Genomic DNA, 17,164 nt, shown 5'->3' with positions numbered 1-17,164 from the left:
TTCCTTGTCTTCAGGCCGGGGTATGGCAGGCGAGGAAGCTGGCGGTGACGGCGTTGAATTCGCTGGCGCGTTCCCACTGCACCCAGTGCCCGGTCTTGCTGAACAGGTACAGGTCGCAGTTGGGCATGCGCTTGCACAAGGTCTGGCCGCCACTGGGACGATTGACCTTGTCCTCCGTGCCCCACAGCACCAGGGTCGGGACCTGGCAACGGTCGAGCCGCGGATCGCGGGTCAGGTCCATGCGCACTGCGGCCTTCAGGCCTGTAGGGCGGCGCAGGGGCGGTGCGGCGACCACTTCAGGGTCGGTGCTGGCGCGATAGCGCTCGGCGATCATGGCGTCGGTCACCAGGCTGCTGTCGTAGACGAGGTCTTCGCGGATGAAGCGGGTGATCTTCTCCAGCGTCGGGCCCGCGCCGTTGTAGTAGTCGAGCAGGTGGTTCAGCCCCTTGGTGGGCAGGCTACGGGTGGTGTTGATGCCGCCCGGGCCCATCAGCACCAGGGCCGAGACCCGGGTTGGTGCTTCCAGGGCCATGCGCAGGGCGCAGGAGCCGCCGAGGGAGTTGCCGGCCAGGTGCGCAGATTTGATCTGCAATGCGTCGAGCAGGCCGAGCATGCTCTGGGCCAGGTCGCCGAAGCAGTCGCTGCGGTCCAGGCCCTTGGTCGATTGCCCGTAGCCCGGCATGTCTACCACCAGCACGCGAAACTGCTTGGCCAGTGCTTCGATATTGCGCGAGTAATTGGACATTCCGGAGGCGCCCGCTCCGCCGCCGTGCAGCATGAGCAGGGGATGGCCCTGGCCCACCTCGCTGAGGAAGATTTGCCGCCGGCCAACCCTGACGTGGCGGGATGTAAGACCTGGAATGGCTGCGATGTCGTTCATGTGCTCTCCAGAAAGGCCTGATTGTTTTGTCCTGTTAAATCTATATTTGCTCATAAATGAACACAAGTGTTCATTTGGTGGTTGTGGTGATCTTTCGCAGGACGCGAGCATGGCGTCCTGCGCAAGCCGCCTGGTCATGCGGCGAGGATCTGGGGGCGTCCCCTTGGGCCTAGAAGGCTGGAATCAACGAATGCCTTCGTTGCGCAGGGCCGCCGGGGTGTACTCGGAGGACAGCGAGGAGAAGCCGAATTCGATCGGTTCCTTTTCCTCGTTGCGCATGCCGGAGACGATGTAGCGGCCATTGATCAGGTCGTACAGCACCTCGACGCCGAGCCAGGGCACCTGCACGTCGTACAACGGAGTCAGGTGGCCTTCGGCGGTGCGCCACAGCATGCCGTGGGAGTCGTAGTGATCGGCCAGGGCGATCTGCCAGGAGTCCTCGTCAATGAAGAACACCCGCTTGGCGTAGATATGCCGCTCGCCCTGCTTGAGGGTGCCCTCGACCTGCCAGACGCGGTGCAACTCATAGCGGGTGTGGGCCGGGTTCAGGTGACCGGCCTGGACGATGTCGCTGTACTTGAGCGTCGGTGAGTCCAGCTTGAAGCTGTTGTAGGGGATATAGATCTCGCGTTTGCCCACCAGCTTCCAGTCGTAGCGGTCGGGTGCGCCGTTGTACATGTCCAGGTTGTCGGATACCCGCTGCCCCTCGGAAGCCGGATAGGGGCCGTCGTAGGAAATTTGCGGCGCGCGCCGCACTCGCCGCTGTCCGGCGTTGTAGATCCAGGCCATGCGGGGGTCCTTCACCTGGTTCAGGGTCTCGTGCACCAGCACGACATCCCCGGCCTGGCGTGCTGGCGCGGTGATCAACTGCTTGTAGTAGAACAGCACGTTGCCCGGATCGGCTGGATTGAAGTCCTTGATCCGGTCGCGAAAGGTGAACTGTTGCTTGAAGTACACCGGCACGAAGGTGCCGCTGGCCAAGGGGGTGGCCTGCACGTGGGTGCGCTTGGCGCTGCCGCCGCGGTAGCGGGTGATGTGGTTCCACAGCACTTGCAGGCCGTCCTGCGGGATCGGGAAGGGAATGGACGTGGCGAACTCGGACAGGCCGTTGCCGCCTTCGACCAGCCTGGTCTTGGTCGCATTGTCCTTGGCATCCCGGTAGACCGCATCAGGCAGGCTGGCCGTGCGATGGCTGGGGTAGACCGGTATCCGGTAGGTGGCATAGCGCTTGAGCATCGCCTGCTGGCCCGGGCTCAGCTTGTCCTGGTACTGGGCCATGTTCTGCGCGGTGATGGTGAACAGCGGCTGTTCATTGGCGAAGGGATCGCTGAGGAAGCCTTCGCGGCTGAGGGTTCCCGCGCTCTTGGGCAGGCCACCGGTCCAGGCCGGGATGCTGCCATCGGCGTTGCCCTGCATTTGCGCACCAGTGGGGGTCAGGCTGGAGCCCAGCTGTTGAGCCTGCTCGGGACTGACCGCCGCCAGGGCGGGGAGGGTGCTGAAACTGCAGGCAAGGGCGAGTGAGCAGGCAGAGAGTATTTTGTTATTCATCTTGGTAACTCCACTTAGAACGATACGGCGAAACTCAGGGCGGCATAGTCGCGATCGGTCATCGCGTTGTAGTCGCCGCCAAAGAAGTCGGTGTAGGTGAGGCTGGCGGTGTAGGTATTGAGGTAGACGGCGTCCAGGCCCAGGCTGATGGCCTTGGCGCCTTCGTTGAAGCCAGGCTCCGGCCCGTAGCCCTTGACGTCATGGGACCAGGCCAGGCTGGGCTTGAGATCGACACCGTCGAACACGTTGCTGTATTCCCAGATCGCCCGTGCCCGATAGCCCCAGGAGGTGCTGGTGGTGTAGCCGTCATTCGTGCAGTACTGCGGGGTCTTGGTGTTGATCTGGCGGGTGCAGATGCTGTTGTCGGCCAGCTCGCCCATGCCGAAGGTGGGATTGCGCCCATAGCGCAGTCCGCTGCCCCCCATGCCGCTGACGTGGGTCACCCCGACCTCGCCGATCAGGGTCAGGCGGTCGGCCCCCATGACCTGGTCGAAGAAGTGCGTGGCGCTGACCTGGGCCTGGGTCAGCTCCTTGCGCTGGTATCCCTTGATCGAGCTGCTGTTGGCAATGGGTAGGTAACCCGATGAAAGCACTGGTGACGCGCTGGGGTCGCCGAAGGTGGCGGCGATGAGGTCGGCCGAGTTGATCTGGATCGGCATGTTCGGCCGGTAGCTGAGCTCGCCGGAGAGAATGGTGCCGGTGGGCAAGCTGGTGCTGAAGCTCAGGCCGTACAGTTGGATATCTTCCGGGTAGTCGGCGAGGTACTGCGAGGTACCCAGCCTGTAGGCCTGGGCCGCCGCTTGGCCCAGGGGACTGCCAAGGAGCGCATTGCACACGGCCGGATTGCCGATGCCGAGGTTGGCGCAGATCGGGCCGGCGAAGCCCCGGTCGGCCATGTGCGGGCTGGCGACGCCGCTGATGTAGGCCATGCGGCTGTGGTAGTTCATGAAGTAGGCGGCGAACTCGCTGTTCAGCTCCGGGGCGAACCAGCGCAGTGCCGCGCCCCATTGCCCGTCGTTGCGCGGATCGTTGTCGTGCCCCCGTGGCACGCGGATGCCCTCACTGGTCAGGTCGATGCCCAAAGGCGACAACGCAGCCTGGGCCAGGGCGTTCTGATTCAGCGCGGGGCCGGCGGTCAGGCCGGTGCAACCGTCGGGCAGCGCATCGTTGACGGCGAAGAACGTGCCGCAGTTGTCGATCACACTCTGGTCCCAGGCCAGCTGGTAGAACAGCTCGGTGCTCAGGTTGTCCGTGAGGTTCTGCGACAGGTAGAACATGTTGACCGGGATCAGGCCTTCCTTGATCTCGGAGCCAGGGCGGCGCAACGCGGCGAAATCCACCGGGTTGATGCTGTTGATGCCGCCCTGGATGAAGGTGCTTTCGCCCCAGTTCACCACCTGCTTGCCCAGGCGCACGGTGCCCGGCAGGTCGCCGATGGTGTAGCTGTGATAGACGAAGGCATCGAGCAGTTGCACGCCGCTGGATTGGGCGCCGGGCTTGCGCCCGTGGTCGTCGATATCCTTGAACGGGCGGCTCTCGTCCTTGAGCTCGAAGTCGTACCAGTACTTGCCGCGCAGGAATACGCCGGTATCGCCGTGGCTGAGCTGCAGGTCGTGGATGCCCTTGAAGAGCTTGGAGAAGGTCTCGCCCTTCTTGAAGTTGCGCCGGCCGTCGTCGGTGATGCTGCTGCCCAGCAGATCGGGGTCCGGGTTGCGCAGCGCCCAGCTGGCGCCGACGGAGAGGGTGGAATCCAGCTGGCCATCGATTTCACCGATGGCAAAGCTCACGGCCCGGGCTTGGGCGCAAGCCAGGGTTGCAAGGCTGACGACACTGGCGAGCCGGATTGCCCGCCATAGGGGGTGCTTGAGCATCTTCACTACCTCTTGTTGTTCTTGTTGTGCGACGCAGGCTCTTTTTGCGGGACGAGCCGACCCGTACAGGTCATCGAGGGTTCGATGAAGTCCGTATTCGTGGGCGTGATGGATTTGCCCCCGGTACCGGCGGGCGGCTGATCAGCAGGCGGAGCTGATTGGCCTAACCTGTTCGTTCACTTTTTTTAAGGCAATAAGCGCCTCCTGCGCATCTCGTGGTGCGCGTTGCAGAACCCGGTTGATCAGTCGTCCAGAGGGGGGAGCTCCGGGAGTGGGGCGGTGGCGAATGCCCGGGCTTCGTCTGCCGGAACGCCCAGGGCGCGCAGTACGAATTCGGCGGTATCGGCACCGGCATCGCGCCAGGTCTTGTGTCCTTGCAGGACGAGGCTGATGGCCAGCAATACCGAACCGGCGGCCACGCCAATGACCGACAAGAGCTGGTCCTGGCGGAAGCTGTAGCGCTGGCAGGCAAGCCCTTCGAGGATGTCCCTTACGGGTGGGCCATCCCACAAGGCCTGCAGCGAGGCATGGGAGGCTGCGTAGCGCACCAGGAAGCTGCCCCAGTGGCGTTCCTCATGGGCCCGGCGGATGTAGAAGCGAATGCCGTTGGAGAGGCGTTGCGCCGGGTCCAGCCCGGGGGCTGCGCTCCTGCCAACGCGTTCGTTCATCTCGGAGGCCAGTTCGGTGGCGACCGTTTCGAACAGCGTTTCGATGGAGTCGAGATTCTTGTACACCGTGTTGCGCGCCAGCCCGGCTTTCTGGGCCAGTTCGCTGACGTTGATGTCAGCCAGTTCTTTCTGGGCGAAGAGCTGCAGGGCCGCTTCATGGATACGCTTTTGAATGATGCTCACGGATTCAGGCCTTCGCAACGTTGAATGCTCGCTAGTGAACACTGCTGTTCACGTTAAATCAACTGACAGGCCGCCTATTTTTTCCCGGGATGTGCTTTAAAAAACCGTATTGATGAATTTATTCGATGTTTTTCAAGTGGTTATCTATTTTTAGAGAATGGGGTAGGCGAATAAAGTGCCTCTCCCTGGTGAATCATTCTTGACCTTAATGAACAGTGGTGATCATTATTAAGCGGTTGTGTTAGTGGTGAGTCGCCGGTCGACTCTAACTCCATGCTCGCCAAGGTAACCCTCATGGCTATCCAGCAAGGGCGCATAGACGTCCATCACCATGTCATTCCCCCTGCCTTCGTCGCCACCATGCAAGCCAAGGGCATCCAGAAGGTCGCCGGGGCCCTGCTGCCCAAGTGGACGCCGGAGAAATCCATTGCCGTGATGGACGCCAACGGTATTCAAACGGCGATTGCCTCGCTCTCCGCTCCGGGCGTGCACTTCGGTGATGGCCCGGTCCAGGCCGTCGACCTGGCCAGGCGTTGCAATGAGTTCTGCGCGGGGATGATGGCCCGTTACCCGGGCCGGTTCGGTTTCTTCGCGGTGCTGCCCATGCCGTTCACGGCACACGCCTGCAGCGAAGCCATCTACGCCCTGGATGTACTCAAGGCTGATGGGGTGGTGCTGCTGGGCAGTACCGACGGCCACTTCCTGGGCGACCCGCTGTTCGATGAGTTGATGAGCGAGCTGGATCGCCGTCGGGCGGTGGTTTTTGTGCACCCCAACCTGCATGCGACCAGCATCGACATCGCCCTGGACATGCCGGGTTTTCTCATCGAGTTTCTCTGTGACACCACCCGCGCCGCCGTCAACCTGATCCTCACCGGGACCCAGGAGAAGTACCCCCATACCCGCTGGATCCTGGCCCATGCCGGCGGCTTCCTGCCGTTCGTGGCCGGGCGCTTGAGCGCGGTGGATCTCGGCGATCTGCAGCGCCATGTGCCCCAAGGCGTGCAGCACTACATCGAGCGCTTCTACTTCGATACCGCGCTGTCGCCGTCACGCTATTCCATGGTGGCCTTGAAGGAGCTGGTGGACCCTTCGCACATCCTGTTCGGCAGCGACTTTCCGTTTGCCCCGGCCCCGGCCACGGCCCTGCAGTGCCGCACCCTGGATACCTCCGACGTATTTGCCGAGCCGACCCGATACGGCATTGCCCGGGGCCATGCGCTCGAGCTGTTCCCCCAGTACCGCCGGCCCGACGAGGTCGTCACGGCCAGTCCCATCTTCAAGGACGAGTCCATGGTAGGGCGGCTGCGACGGGCTATGACCAGGCCGATGTCTGTCCTCGCCGAGTCCATGCGGGATCGTTGATTTCCAGGGTTTACCTATAAGTACATGAGGTGGTCATGAAAGGTTTTACAGGGGTCGTGGGTGCTGGCGCGCTCGTGGGGACAGGGAGTTCGCGGCGGACATGAACAGCACATCACAGAGCCATTCGCTGGGGCGCCTCGATGCTGTTGCTGGCGAGGCGCTCGTCACTGGCGATGCACGCTTGGGCACCATCGACATTCACCGCCATACCCGGTCTCCGGCCTTGCGCGGCCTGCTTGCCCGTCACAACACCCGGTCGCTGGCCGGGCTGGAGCTACCCGATGGGTCGCCCGAGTCGTTCATGGCGTCCATGGAGGAGGAGGGTGTGCAGACGGCCATCACCTCTGAAGTACTGCCTGGCATCCAGCTGGCCGCAACTGAACTGGCAGCCTTTTCCCGCGGCAGCAACGAGTTCTCCCGGGCCCTGGCCGAGCGCCACAAGGGGCGGATCGGGTTCTTCGCGCACCTGCCATTGCCCTACACCGAACTGGCCTGCGCCGAAGCCATCCACGCGCTGGATATCTTGCAGGCCGATGGCGTGGTGCTGATGGCCAGCAACGAGGGGAAGTTCCTCGGCGATCCGCTGTTCGAGGAACTGATGCACGAGCTCAACCAGCGCAGTGCGATCGTTTTCGTCCACCCCAATGTACCGGCCAAGGATGCTCTGGGCCTGGGCACGCCACTGAGCGTGGTCGAATACCCTTGCGACGTTACGCGAGCGGGGCTGAACCTGATCCTGTCGGGCACCATGGAGCGTTTCCACAGGATCCGCTGGATTCTCGCGCATGCCGGGGGCTTCCTGCCCTATGTCGCCTGGCGGGCATCGCTGGCGAACACCATGATCGAGTACGGGGACACCGCGCCCCAGGGCGTGCTGACCTACTTGAGGCGCTTCTACCTGGATACCGCCACATCGGTATCGCGTCCGGCCATGGCCACGTTGCGCGAGTTGTTCGAGCCCGATCGATTGCTGTTCGGCACCGACACACCCTTCGCCTCGGGTGCCCGCAGCGGGGCACAGATCGACGAGTTGGTCGCTTCTGGCTTCTGGAGCGCGGCCGAGGCTGCCGGTGTCCGGCGTGGCCATGCCCTGGGGTTGTTCCCCAGCTACAAGCAGCCAGGTGAGCGTATTCCGGCATTGCCCCTTTTCATGCAGGAGTCGCTCCTTGCCGGGGCCAGACGGCAGGTGCTTTCGCCACTGCGGGCGGTTGCCCAGAAGCTCAGGGAATGAGGGCTGAACCCTCAAGGCCAGCCACCGCTCGCCGTGCTGTTGTGATTTCGTTGCTTGATTAGGCTGCTCCAAACGACTGCTTGGGGTAACCTTGCGCCACGAATCAACCATGAAGCTGAAATGAACGATGGGTTTTGAGCAACTAGCTGAGCTACGTGACCGCCTGCGGGCTGAACAACAGCAGGTAAAAACTGATAGCGCCAAACAGGGCAAGCGCAAGCCCCCTGCGCAACCCAAGCCTCGCGAGCAAGACCCGGCGGTGGAGGCGATCTGGCGATTGCAGAAGCACTTCCCCTTGGCCTTCCCGGTCAATCCGGCGCCCAAGGTTCCGCTCAAGGAAGGCATTTTCAAGGATGCCGAGCAGCACCTGGAGCTGCTAGGGCTGACCAGCGAGCAGCTCAAGCTGGGTATCGCCACCTGGTGCAAGGGCAGCCGTTACTGGGCCAGCATGACCCAGGATGCACCACGGCTCGACCTGAATGGCCAGGCTGCAGGCATCGTGACCGCCTCGCAGGCACTGCATGCCAGGCAGCAGGCTTCACGCCAGCGTGGGCAGGCGCGACGCAAGCAGTCCAAGCCCAAGGAGCGTCCCCAGGAGCAGGGGAGCGAGGGCGCCACGGAACAAGTCGTGGGCTGAAGCCGCTCTTGGCCTCGTTCCCATGGCCACGGCATTGACCTGTCGGCACGCTGCCCGCAATGGGCAGCGTGCCGACTGCTGGTGCATGGGCCAAGGATGAAAGTGCTCGATAGCCGGTGAGCGCTGTATCGGTACGTCCATGAGTCGCTGGGTATTTCACCCACCCCGGACCTGTCTTTCATACCTGGCCTGTGTCGTCAGGCGAAGGGCCCTGGCCAAGGCGCGAAGGCTTGGCCTGCCTTGAGCCAAGGGCCGGCGCTCTGGCTAGGGGCTTTGGTTCTGCCTGGCTTCGAGCGGTGTCTGCCCACTCCACTCCTTGAATGCCCGGGTGAAGGCGCTGTGCTCCGAATACCCGAGGAGCATGGCGATATCCACGATCTGCAGGCGTGGGTCGCGCAGGTACGACAATGCCAGTTCATGGCGGACCAGGTTCAGCTCGCCACGAAAGGTGGTACCGGTCTCTTGCAGGCGCCGCTGCAGAGTGCGTGGGGAGAGACTGAGCCGGGCCCCGATTCGCTCGATGCTTGGCTCACCCTCGTGCAGTTCCCTGGAGATACTCCTGCGTACCTGCTCCACCATCTCATCCTGTTGTGGCAGCTGCGCCAGGAGCCGATCCGCATGCTGTTCCAGCAAAGTGATCAGCGCCGGGTCAGGGCTTTTCAGCGGCATCGCCAGCACATCCGGGGCAAAGCGCATCACCGCTTGCGCCTGGCCAAAACGTACCGGGCAGGCAAAGAATTCCTCATAAGGGCAAGGGTCGGTCGGGCCCAGGTGGTTGAAGTCGATCTGGATCGGATCGACCACGCCAACGACCAAGTCGCGGCAGAACTGCACCATCGCCACGATCCCCGTTTCATTGACCAAGGGGCCGGGCTGGTACTCGCTGGTGTCCCAGACGATTTCCACCCAGCCCTGTCCTTCACGGCGGTACATCGGCAGGACATCGAACACCAGGCGCAGGTAGCGTTCCAGGCGCATCAGGGCCGCCTCGAGGTTATTGCAGGCCAGGAGCACCGAGCCCAGCACTCCAAAGTGTCGAGGGCTGATCGTCCGGCCCAGGTGGATGCCCAGCAGCGGATCGCCCAACTGCTGCGCAGCCGTCGCCAGCAAGTGTTCCCAATGCTCGACGTCGATGCCTCCAGCGCCGTTCGGGTCGGGCTGCGGCCAAGGTTCTGCGAGCACTGAAACCGGATCGTGTCCGTGGGCTTTCAGGTAGTCGTAAAGCAGTTGCACGTAGGTTTCGGGAACTACGCGCCGGTGCAGGGGCTGGCTCATGCGAGCTCTCAATTGTTGTTTGGCGCAAAGTGTCAAACCGTGCGACGGGTAGCGTCAAGCCGTTCTTTCGGGAGTGGTCAAGAATGCCCCTATGCGCTGCCACCAGCGCCATTCGATCCCGAACCAATCCTTGCCTCACTCCTCCCTGAGACTTGCTGAAGGTGCTGCCATGAACAACTACGACCTCAAAGGCCGCGTGATCGCCATAACCGGCGCCACTGGAGGGCTGGGCAGAGCGGCGGCCCAGGCGCTGCGGGGCAGGGGGGCCAAACTGGCCTTGCTGGACCTGGACCTTGAGGGGCTGGATCAACAGGCCGCTACCTTGGGTCAACCCGATGAGGTGGCGGGCTGGGTCGCCAACGTGCGCTCGCTGGATAGCCTGGAGACGGCCCTGGCGGCCGCTGCGCAGCACTTCGGCGGGATCGACGTGGTGGTGGCGGCCGCCGGCGTGGCCACCCAGGAAAGCATGGAGTCCATGAGCCCGGAGGTTTTCGAACGGACCATCGATATCAACCTCAACGGCGTGTGGCGGACCTTTCGCGCGGCGCTGCCCCATGTGAAGAGGCGCCAGGGCTATCTACTTGCCGTCTCGTCCATGGCCGCCTTCGTCCACTCGCCGCTGAACGCCCATTACTGCGCCAGCAAGGCTGGCGTCTGGGCCATGTGCGACAGCATTCGCCTGGAGTTGGCGCAGTTTCGGGTAGGGGTCGGCTCTCTTCACCCGACGTTCTTCATGACGCCCATGATGGATGCCGCGCTCCAGGGGCCTTGCAGTGCGCTGGTCTGGAACAACCACCAGGGGCTCTGGAAATTCGTGGCGCTGGAGCAGGTGGTCGCGGCCCTGGTCGATTGCATCGAGCGCCGGCGCGACACGGTCACCGTGCCGGGTAGCAACAGCCTGGTGGCCAAGGCCCCCGGACTGCTACGGCGGATTATCGAGCGCATTGGCTTCGACACTGACCGCGTCGCCAAGGCTGTTAGAGAGCAGGCCAATCCCCAGGAGGCAGGCTAAACCCCACGTGCCTGCTGCTTTGCAGCCCACTGTGTTGTTGGCGTGAACTGATAAGCGGCCCGGCGGATAGCGTCAAGCAGGGCCGGCTTACCTTGCCAACAATGCAATCACGCCAGCTATTCCAACGGAAGCGAACCATGAGCGATATCAGTGAATTCCCGGTCTCGACAACGCTGCACTTTTACTCCAATGCCACTCGCTGTGTAGCCGACTTCTATCAGCCGGCAGGTGCCGGGCCGTTTCCTGTGGTGGTGATGGCCCACGGGCTGGGCGGCACCCGGGGAATGCGTATTCCGGCCTTTGCCCAACGTTTCGTGGCGGCCGGGTACGCCTGCCTGGCCTTTGATTACCGCCACTTTGGCGACAGCGATGGCGAACCCCGTCAATTGCTGGACATCAAGCGCCAGCTGGAGGATTGGCATGCAGCGCTTGCCCATGCCCGAAGCCTTGCGCAGGTGGACCCGGAACGTGTGGCGATCTGGGGCACCTCCTTTGGCGGCGGGCACGTACTGACGATCGCCGCCGAGGATCCGCAGGTGGCCGCGGTGATTTCCCAGTGCCCCTTCACCGATGGCCTGGCCTCCAGTCTCGTCACCCAGCCACTGGTGTCTATCAAGCTCACCGCGCTGGCGGTGCTGGACCGCCTCGGCGCGATGCTCGGTGCCAAGCCGGTCATGGCCGCGCTCGCCGGCCAGCCGGGTGAAACGGCGTTCATGACTTCGCCCGATAGCTGGGGCGGGTACCACGGGCTGATCGCACCCGGTGCCAGCAATCGCAACGAAATCGCCGCACGCTTCGCCCTGGACATCATCCGCTACTACCCCGGGCGCCGGACTCCCGGGATTCAAGTGCCCGTGCTGTTCAGCGTTTGCGACCCCGATAGCGTGGCTCCGGCCAAAGCGACCCTGCGACACGCCGGGCGCGCTCCGCATCACGAGATCAAGCGTTATCCCTACGGCCACTTCGCGATCTACGTCGGCAAGCCGTTCGAGGAAGTGGTGGCCGACCAGGTCGACTTCCTCCTTCGCACGGTCCCGGTGGCGCAAAAGAAGAATGAGCCTGAGCGGCGCTCCCGCGGATAACGCGGCCTGTGCACTCCCTGCATCCAAGACTCGCTAGGAAAGCAACCATGACCCACTACGTACTCAGCGATCGCGTCATCGCCATCACCGGCGCCACAGGCGGCCTTGGCAGGGCCGCTGCCGTCGCGCTGCGCGGGAAGGGGGCCAAGCTGGTCCTGTTGGACCTGGACCGCGACAGCCTCAATGCCCTGGCAGTCGAGCTGGGCGGTCCTGGTGTTGCTGCTGCGTGGGTGGCCGATGTGCGATCGCTGCAGAGCCTGGAGGCGGCGCTCAAGGACGCGGCAGGGCATTTTGGCGGCATCGATGTGGTGATCGCCGGGGCGGGCATCGGCTCTCCCGAATCGCTGGAGTCCATGGAGCCCGCCGCCTTTGACCGGGTTGTCGATATCAACCTCAGTGGCGTCTGGCGCACCTTTCGTGCCGCTCTGCCGTATGTCAAGGCGCGCCAGGGTTACCTGCTGGCCATCTCCTCGATGGCGGCGTTCGTGCATTCGCCCCTGAACGCGCACTACACCGCCAGCAAGGCTGGGGTCTGGGCCCTGTGCGACAGCATTCGCCTGGAACTCAAGCCCCAGGGCGTCGGGGTGGGGAGCTTCCATCCAACGTTCTTCCAGACGCCGATGATGGAGGCGGTCATCGACCATCCGTGCAGCGCCCTGGTGTGGAACAACCACCGGGGTATCTGGAAGTTCGTGGCGTTGGACCAGGTGGTTGCCTCTCTCGTCGACTGCATCGAGCGTCGGCGCGACCTGGTCACGGTGCCGAGCAGCAACGGCATGGTGGCCAAAGCATGCGGTCTGCTGCGGCGCTTGATCGAGCGGATCGGCTTCGAGCCCAGCAAGGTGGCTGAGGCGGTACGACTCACGAACACCCGCAAGGCCCCCTGAGCATCGCCGGCCGGCGCTGTCCCGTGGGCCATGAGCTCGATGGCGGCGTAAATAAGGCGGTGCGGCCATTTCCCGACCCAACAACAAGAGACAGACAGCATGAACTACGACCTTCACGGCAAAGTTGTCCTGATCACCGGTGCGGCCGGCGGCATCGGCTCCGCCACCGCCCGGGAGCTGTATGTGCACGGCGCCAACCTGGTGCTGACCGATACCCGGCAGGAGGCGGTGGACCAATTGGCCCAGGAGTTCGATGCCCAACGGGTGCTGGCACTGGAGTTGGACGTGACCGACAGCGCGGCGTCCAGGCAGGTGGTGCACCTGGCAGTGGAACGCTTTGGCCATCTGGACGTGGCCTTCGCCAATGCCGGCATTTCCTGGAAGGGCACGCCGGCGACCTTGCGTACCTGCGATGAGGACGAGTTCCGGAGCATCGTCGAAGTGGACCTGTTCGGCGTGTGGCATACGGTGCGTGCGGCCTTGCCGGAAGTCGTGCGCAACCGTGGGCAGATCCTGGTCACTTCGTCTACCTACGCCTACCTCAATGGCATGGCCAATGCGCCCTACGCCTTGTCCAAGGCCGCGGTGGAGTCGATGACCCGCTCGCTGCGCGCCGAGCTGGGCAGTACCGGCGCCACTGCCAGCGTGCTTTATCCGGGGTGGGTGAATACGGCCATCGCCAAGGTTGCCTTCGGTGGCAACGCCATCGCCACCAAGATGAACGAAATCGGGGTTCCGCCGTTCTTGAACCAGCCGGTGGGACCGGAAGTGATCGGTCGTGGCGTGGTGCGGGGCTTGCGCAAGCGCCAGCCGCGCATCACCGCGCCTTTTCGCTGGGCGCCCATCTCGGTCATGCGCGGTATCTTCAATGTGTTCACGGATTGGCATGTTGCGCGCGAGCCTCGCCTGCAGCGCTTGCTCCAGCAACTGGAGCAAGAGGTGGTGCGCAATCGGCCCCAGGGCTGAAGCCAGGTATTGACGTGGGGCCGGGTCTTGGCCAGCGTAGCGACCTGAACCCGTGTTGCACATTTTGATCGAGGGACTCTGGATGTCGATTTGGATCAGCGCCTGTGCCGTGCTGGCGGTAGTGCTGGGTGCGTACTATCTGTTCACGGCCGCACGCAGGCCACAGTTGATCTATCAGCCCAACCCGCAGAACCAAGCGCTGATTGCCCGAGTACCGCGCTTGACCCGACGCTTCTGGGCCACGCCCTGGTTGTTCAACGGCCACCTGCAGCTGCTCGGGCTGGGGTTGAAGAAGGTCCTGGCTGCGCGCCTGAGCTACGACCATGTCGATACCTTGCGCATGGCCGATGGCGGCACTACCGCACTGCATTGGCTTGGCAGCGATTTGTCGGAGCAGGTCCCGACCTTGGTGGTGTTGCATACCATCACCGGCTCGCCACATAGCATGCGTGGCTTCGTCCGTGATCTTCAGCGGCTCACTGGCTGGCGCGTGGTGCTGTGCGAGCGGCGCGGCCACGGCCAGTTGCCGCTGACCAGCCCGCGTTTCAACACCATGGGCGATACCGCCGATCTGCGCGAACAACTGCAGTTGATCGCCGAGCGCTACCCGCAATCGGCGCTTTACGCCGCCGGCATTTCCGCCGGCACCGGCTTGCTGATTCGCTACCTGGGCGAGCAGGGCGCCGATACGCCGCTGCGGGGTGCCTTTGCCTATTGCCCGGGCTACGACATCCGCGTCGCCTTTGGCCGTGCACGTGCGCCCTATACCCGTTTGATGGCCAGGAAACTGGTGCGCCAGTTCGTGTCCCCCAATCGCCAGGCACTGGCGCACTTGCCCAGCCTGGCAGCCCTGGAGGGCGCGCAGAGCCTGGATGAATTCCACCGGCACCTGTACGAGTGCGCGGGTTACCCCACCCAGCAAGCCTTTCTCGAGGCTTGCAACCCGATGCTGGTGATGGAGACCGTGACCATCCCGCTGCTGGTGCTCAATGCCGAGGATGATCCGGTCTGCGTCCTGGGCAACGTGCGCGATCACCAGAACGCCCTGTCACGCATGCCCAGGACGTTGTTGGCCGTTACCCGCAGAGGCAGCCACTGTGCTTATCTCGCAGGCTTTACGGCGCGTTCATGGGCGCACCACCTGGCGGCCGATTTCCTGCGGGCGGTGCATGGGCAAACCCGCTCCTGATCAGTTTCCGTTCGTTCAACTTTGCAGTAGCGGGCCTGTGGCCGCGCCATGTCGCGGCAACTTGGCTGATTTGGACAAGCATGCAGCCGCACAGGCCGATGGCGATTCCCGGGCGCTGGAGCCCGTCCACTCCGGTGCCGTGTGGGCGCATCTTGCGTGGCGCCATGCGCGCCAGTGTGAGCCCCTGGAAGACCCAGGTCAGCATGCCCACGGGCGCCTTGCGTGGCCCGCACCTGGCGTTGCATCTCCAGCCAGGTCGGGAATGGACCGTGGCCGAGCTGGGGGCACAGCAAGGTCCTCAAGCGCATCAATGGTCAGCCACCGGGAGCCATTCAGCACACCTCAGGTAGATAACGTGGCGGCCTGTGGTTTATGGCGCAATGCCTCGAGCAGCAGGGTAAAGGCTGCCGAAGGGTGGCGCCGGCTGGGGTAGTACAGGTAGTAGGGTTCGAATGTCTTGCGCCATTGTGCCAGCACTTCGACGAGCTGCCCGCTCTCCAGGGCATCACTGACGTAGGCCTGGGGCAGGTACGCCAGGCCGAGGCCGTGCAAGGCCGCCTCGCGCGCCGAGGCGATGCTGTTGCTGATGAACTGGCCCTCGACCCGGACCCGTTGCTCATGGCCCGCCTTGGCGAACACCCAGGCAAAGTGCTCGCCATGGGTGGGCAGGCGTAGATTGATGCAGGCGTGTTCGGTCAGGTCTCGCGGCTGCTGCGGCGCTTGGCGCTGCGCCAGGTAGGCGGGCGAGCCCACCACGCTCATCGGGTGTGGTGCACTGATGTTCACTGCAATCATGTCCTTGGCCACCAGCCCGCCCCGGCGTACACCGGCATCGTAGCGACCACTGATGATATCGGTCAGGCCATAGTCGACGGTGAGTTCGACGTTGATGTCCGGGTATTGCGGCAGGAAGTGCCTGAGCGCTGGTTGCAGCACGCTGTGCACGGCGTATTCATCGGCACTGATGCGGATGGTGCCCGAGGGCTTGTCCCGCAGCTCGGTGACTTTCTCCAGCCCCGCATGGATCTGGCCCACCGCCGGTCCGATGAGCAGCAGCAAGCGCTCGCCGGCCGGCGTTACCGAGACGCTGCGGGTGGTGCGGGCGAACAGTGGCAAGCCGAGGCTTTCCTCCAGCCCGCGGATGACCTGGCTCAGGGCCGATTGCGAAATGCCCAGCCGCGCAGCTGCGCGGGTGAAGCTGGCTTCTTCCGCTACTGCGAGGAAAGCCTCCAGGTCCCGAAGTCGATGTCCTTGCATTTATCAAATCTGCTTATGACTGAATGCTGATTCTGAAGGATTATCAATAGGCTGCTCAAGGCCTAACCTGCATGGCACGCGGCAGATGCCGATGCAGGCATAACCCCGATTGTCATCATCAATTCAAGGATCCGGTCATGAGCCACACGATTGAAACCGTCCAGTTCCGCAACCCAGGCATGGCCTGGCACATCGCCGCGGACCTGCACTTCCCACCCCAGTTCGACAGCAACAAGCGATACCCGGCCATCATCAGCGCGCACCCCATCGGCAGTTGCAAGGAGCAGACCTCCGGCAATGTGTATGGCGCGGCCCTGGCCAAGGCGGGGTTCGTGGTGATCGCGTTCGACGCCAGCTACCAGGGCGCCAGCGGTGGCGAACCGCGTTTGGTCGAGGACCCGGGACAGCGCGTGGAAGACTTTCGCCAGGTGGTCGATTACCTGGTGACGCTGCCCTATGTCGATGCCGATCGGATCGGCGTGCTGGGCATCTGCGGTGGCGGCGGCTATGCCATCAGCGCGATCAAGTCCGAACGGCGGATCAAGGCCGTGGCGAGCATCACCGGGGTCAATTTCGGGCGCCTGAGCCGTGAGGGTTTTGGGGGCTACGATCCAATCGCTACGCTGGAAGCCATCGCGGCGCAGCGCACCGCCGAGGCCCGAGGTGGCCAAGGGCGGGTGGACGATGTGCTGCCGCCGTCGGTGGAGGCGGCCAAGCAAGCCGGAATCAACGACATCGATGTCCTCGAAGCCACCGATTACTACAAGACTGCACGGGGCCAGGCCGAGCAGGGGCCGACCAGCTTCCTGCTCTCCCGTCGCGCGGCAGCGGTGGATTGGGACGCCTTCCACCTGGCCGAGGTGCTGTTGACCCAACCGCTGCTGCTGGTGATCGGTGACAAACCCGGGGGCTTCGGGGCCTATCGTGACGGCCAGGAACTGTATGGCCGCGCAGCTTCGAAAGACAAGGAACTGCTGGTCTTGCCCAACACTTCGCACTACGAGCTGTACGACCAGCCCGAGGCGACGGGGAAGGCGCTGGAAAGGCTGGTGCCGTTCTTCAAGAAGCACTTGGGGTGAAACCACATTGATCACCGCTGCGCGGCTGCCAGCA

At 63.7% G+C, this 17,164-nt stretch carries 15 protein-coding genes; 9 read left to right on the top strand and 6 right to left on the bottom strand.

Features of this window, described 5'->3' with window-relative positions:
* Positions 1-10: 10 nt before the first annotated feature.
* The 4 genes from C4K39_RS26935 to C4K39_RS26920 all read right to left on the bottom strand — a co-directional run bounded on the left by C4K39_RS26935 (position 11) and on the right by C4K39_RS26920 (position 5,150).
* Positions 11-880: an alpha/beta fold hydrolase gene (locus tag C4K39_RS26935; protein WP_068580586.1), complete on the bottom strand. Its 870-nt coding sequence runs from the start codon at positions 878-880 to the stop codon at positions 11-13.
* A gap of 183 nt (positions 881-1,063) precedes the next feature.
* On the bottom strand, positions 1,064-2,428 hold the full coding sequence (locus C4K39_RS26930) for a DUF1329 domain-containing protein (RefSeq protein WP_124347869.1): 1,365 nt from the start codon (positions 2,426-2,428) through the stop codon (positions 1,064-1,066).
* 14 nt (positions 2,429-2,442) lie between these two features.
* A complete protein-coding gene (locus C4K39_RS26925; protein WP_124347868.1) occupies positions 2,443-4,299 on the bottom strand; it encodes a DUF1302 domain-containing protein in 1,857 nt (618 codons plus the stop codon).
* A gap of 242 nt (positions 4,300-4,541) precedes the next feature.
* Positions 4,542-5,150: a TetR/AcrR family transcriptional regulator gene (locus C4K39_RS26920; protein WP_083235707.1), complete on the bottom strand. Its 609-nt coding sequence runs from the start codon at positions 5,148-5,150 to the stop codon at positions 4,542-4,544.
* A gap of 294 nt (positions 5,151-5,444) precedes the next feature.
* On the opposite strand from C4K39_RS26920, the gene C4K39_RS26915 reads away from it, so the two are divergent.
* From C4K39_RS26915 to C4K39_RS26905, 3 genes are all read left to right on the top strand, one after another.
* On the top strand, positions 5,445-6,515 hold the full coding sequence (locus C4K39_RS26915; RefSeq protein WP_124347867.1) for an amidohydrolase family protein: 1,071 nt from the start codon (positions 5,445-5,447) through the stop codon (positions 6,513-6,515).
* A gap of 100 nt (positions 6,516-6,615) precedes the next feature.
* A complete protein-coding gene (locus C4K39_RS26910) occupies positions 6,616-7,746 on the top strand; it encodes an amidohydrolase family protein (protein WP_124347866.1) in 1,131 nt (376 codons plus the stop codon).
* Positions 7,747-7,873: 127 nt separating this feature from the next.
* A complete protein-coding gene (locus tag C4K39_RS26905) occupies positions 7,874-8,383 on the top strand; it encodes a ProQ/FinO family protein (protein WP_068580578.1) in 510 nt (169 codons plus the stop codon).
* Positions 8,384-8,647: 264 nt separating this feature from the next.
* Here C4K39_RS26905 and C4K39_RS26900 read toward each other — a convergent pair whose 3' ends face one another.
* Positions 8,648-9,658: an AraC family transcriptional regulator gene (locus tag C4K39_RS26900; RefSeq protein ID WP_124347865.1), complete on the bottom strand. Its 1,011-nt coding sequence runs from the start codon at positions 9,656-9,658 to the stop codon at positions 8,648-8,650.
* Between the two features lie 169 nt (positions 9,659-9,827).
* Here C4K39_RS26900 and C4K39_RS26895 point away from each other — a divergent pair, with 169 nt between their 5' ends.
* From C4K39_RS26895 to C4K39_RS26875, 5 genes are all read left to right on the top strand, one after another.
* Positions 9,828-10,670, top strand: a complete 843-nt coding sequence (locus C4K39_RS26895) for an SDR family NAD(P)-dependent oxidoreductase (protein WP_124347864.1) — start codon at positions 9,828-9,830, stop codon at positions 10,668-10,670.
* Positions 10,671-10,807: 137 nt separating this feature from the next.
* On the top strand, positions 10,808-11,752 hold the full coding sequence (locus C4K39_RS26890) for an alpha/beta hydrolase (RefSeq protein ID WP_225926524.1): 945 nt from the start codon (positions 10,808-10,810) through the stop codon (positions 11,750-11,752).
* A 47-nt stretch (positions 11,753-11,799) separates the two neighbouring features.
* Positions 11,800-12,639 (top strand): SDR family NAD(P)-dependent oxidoreductase, encoded by an 840-nt coding sequence (locus C4K39_RS26885; protein ID WP_068580632.1) that lies wholly within the window; start codon positions 11,800-11,802, stop codon positions 12,637-12,639.
* A gap of 99 nt (positions 12,640-12,738) precedes the next feature.
* Positions 12,739-13,605 carry an SDR family NAD(P)-dependent oxidoreductase gene (locus C4K39_RS26880; RefSeq protein ID WP_124347863.1) on the top strand — a complete coding sequence of 289 codons (867 nt, stop codon included), beginning with the start codon at positions 12,739-12,741 and terminating at the stop codon, positions 13,603-13,605.
* A gap of 82 nt (positions 13,606-13,687) precedes the next feature.
* Positions 13,688-14,794: a YheT family hydrolase gene (locus C4K39_RS26875; protein WP_124347862.1), complete on the top strand. Its 1,107-nt coding sequence runs from the start codon at positions 13,688-13,690 to the stop codon at positions 14,792-14,794.
* Positions 14,795-15,136: 342 nt separating this feature from the next.
* Here C4K39_RS26875 and C4K39_RS26870 read toward each other — a convergent pair whose 3' ends face one another.
* Positions 15,137-16,051 (bottom strand): LysR family transcriptional regulator, encoded by a 915-nt coding sequence (locus C4K39_RS26870; RefSeq protein WP_124347861.1) that lies wholly within the window; start codon positions 16,049-16,051, stop codon positions 15,137-15,139.
* 137 nt (positions 16,052-16,188) lie between these two features.
* On the opposite strand from C4K39_RS26870, the gene C4K39_RS26865 reads away from it, so the two are divergent.
* On the top strand, positions 16,189-17,130 hold the full coding sequence (locus C4K39_RS26865; protein ID WP_244935446.1) for an alpha/beta hydrolase: 942 nt from the start codon (positions 16,189-16,191) through the stop codon (positions 17,128-17,130).
* Positions 17,131-17,164: the final 34 nt, after the last annotated feature.

Origin of the sequence: Pseudomonas sessilinigenes, assembly GCF_003850565.1 — a bacterium.
Taxonomy (GTDB): Bacteria; Pseudomonadota; Gammaproteobacteria; order Pseudomonadales; family Pseudomonadaceae; genus Aquipseudomonas; species Aquipseudomonas sessilinigenes.
The sequence above is the reverse complement of the archived record's forward strand: the minus strand, read 5'-3'. Positions and strand labels throughout refer to the sequence as shown.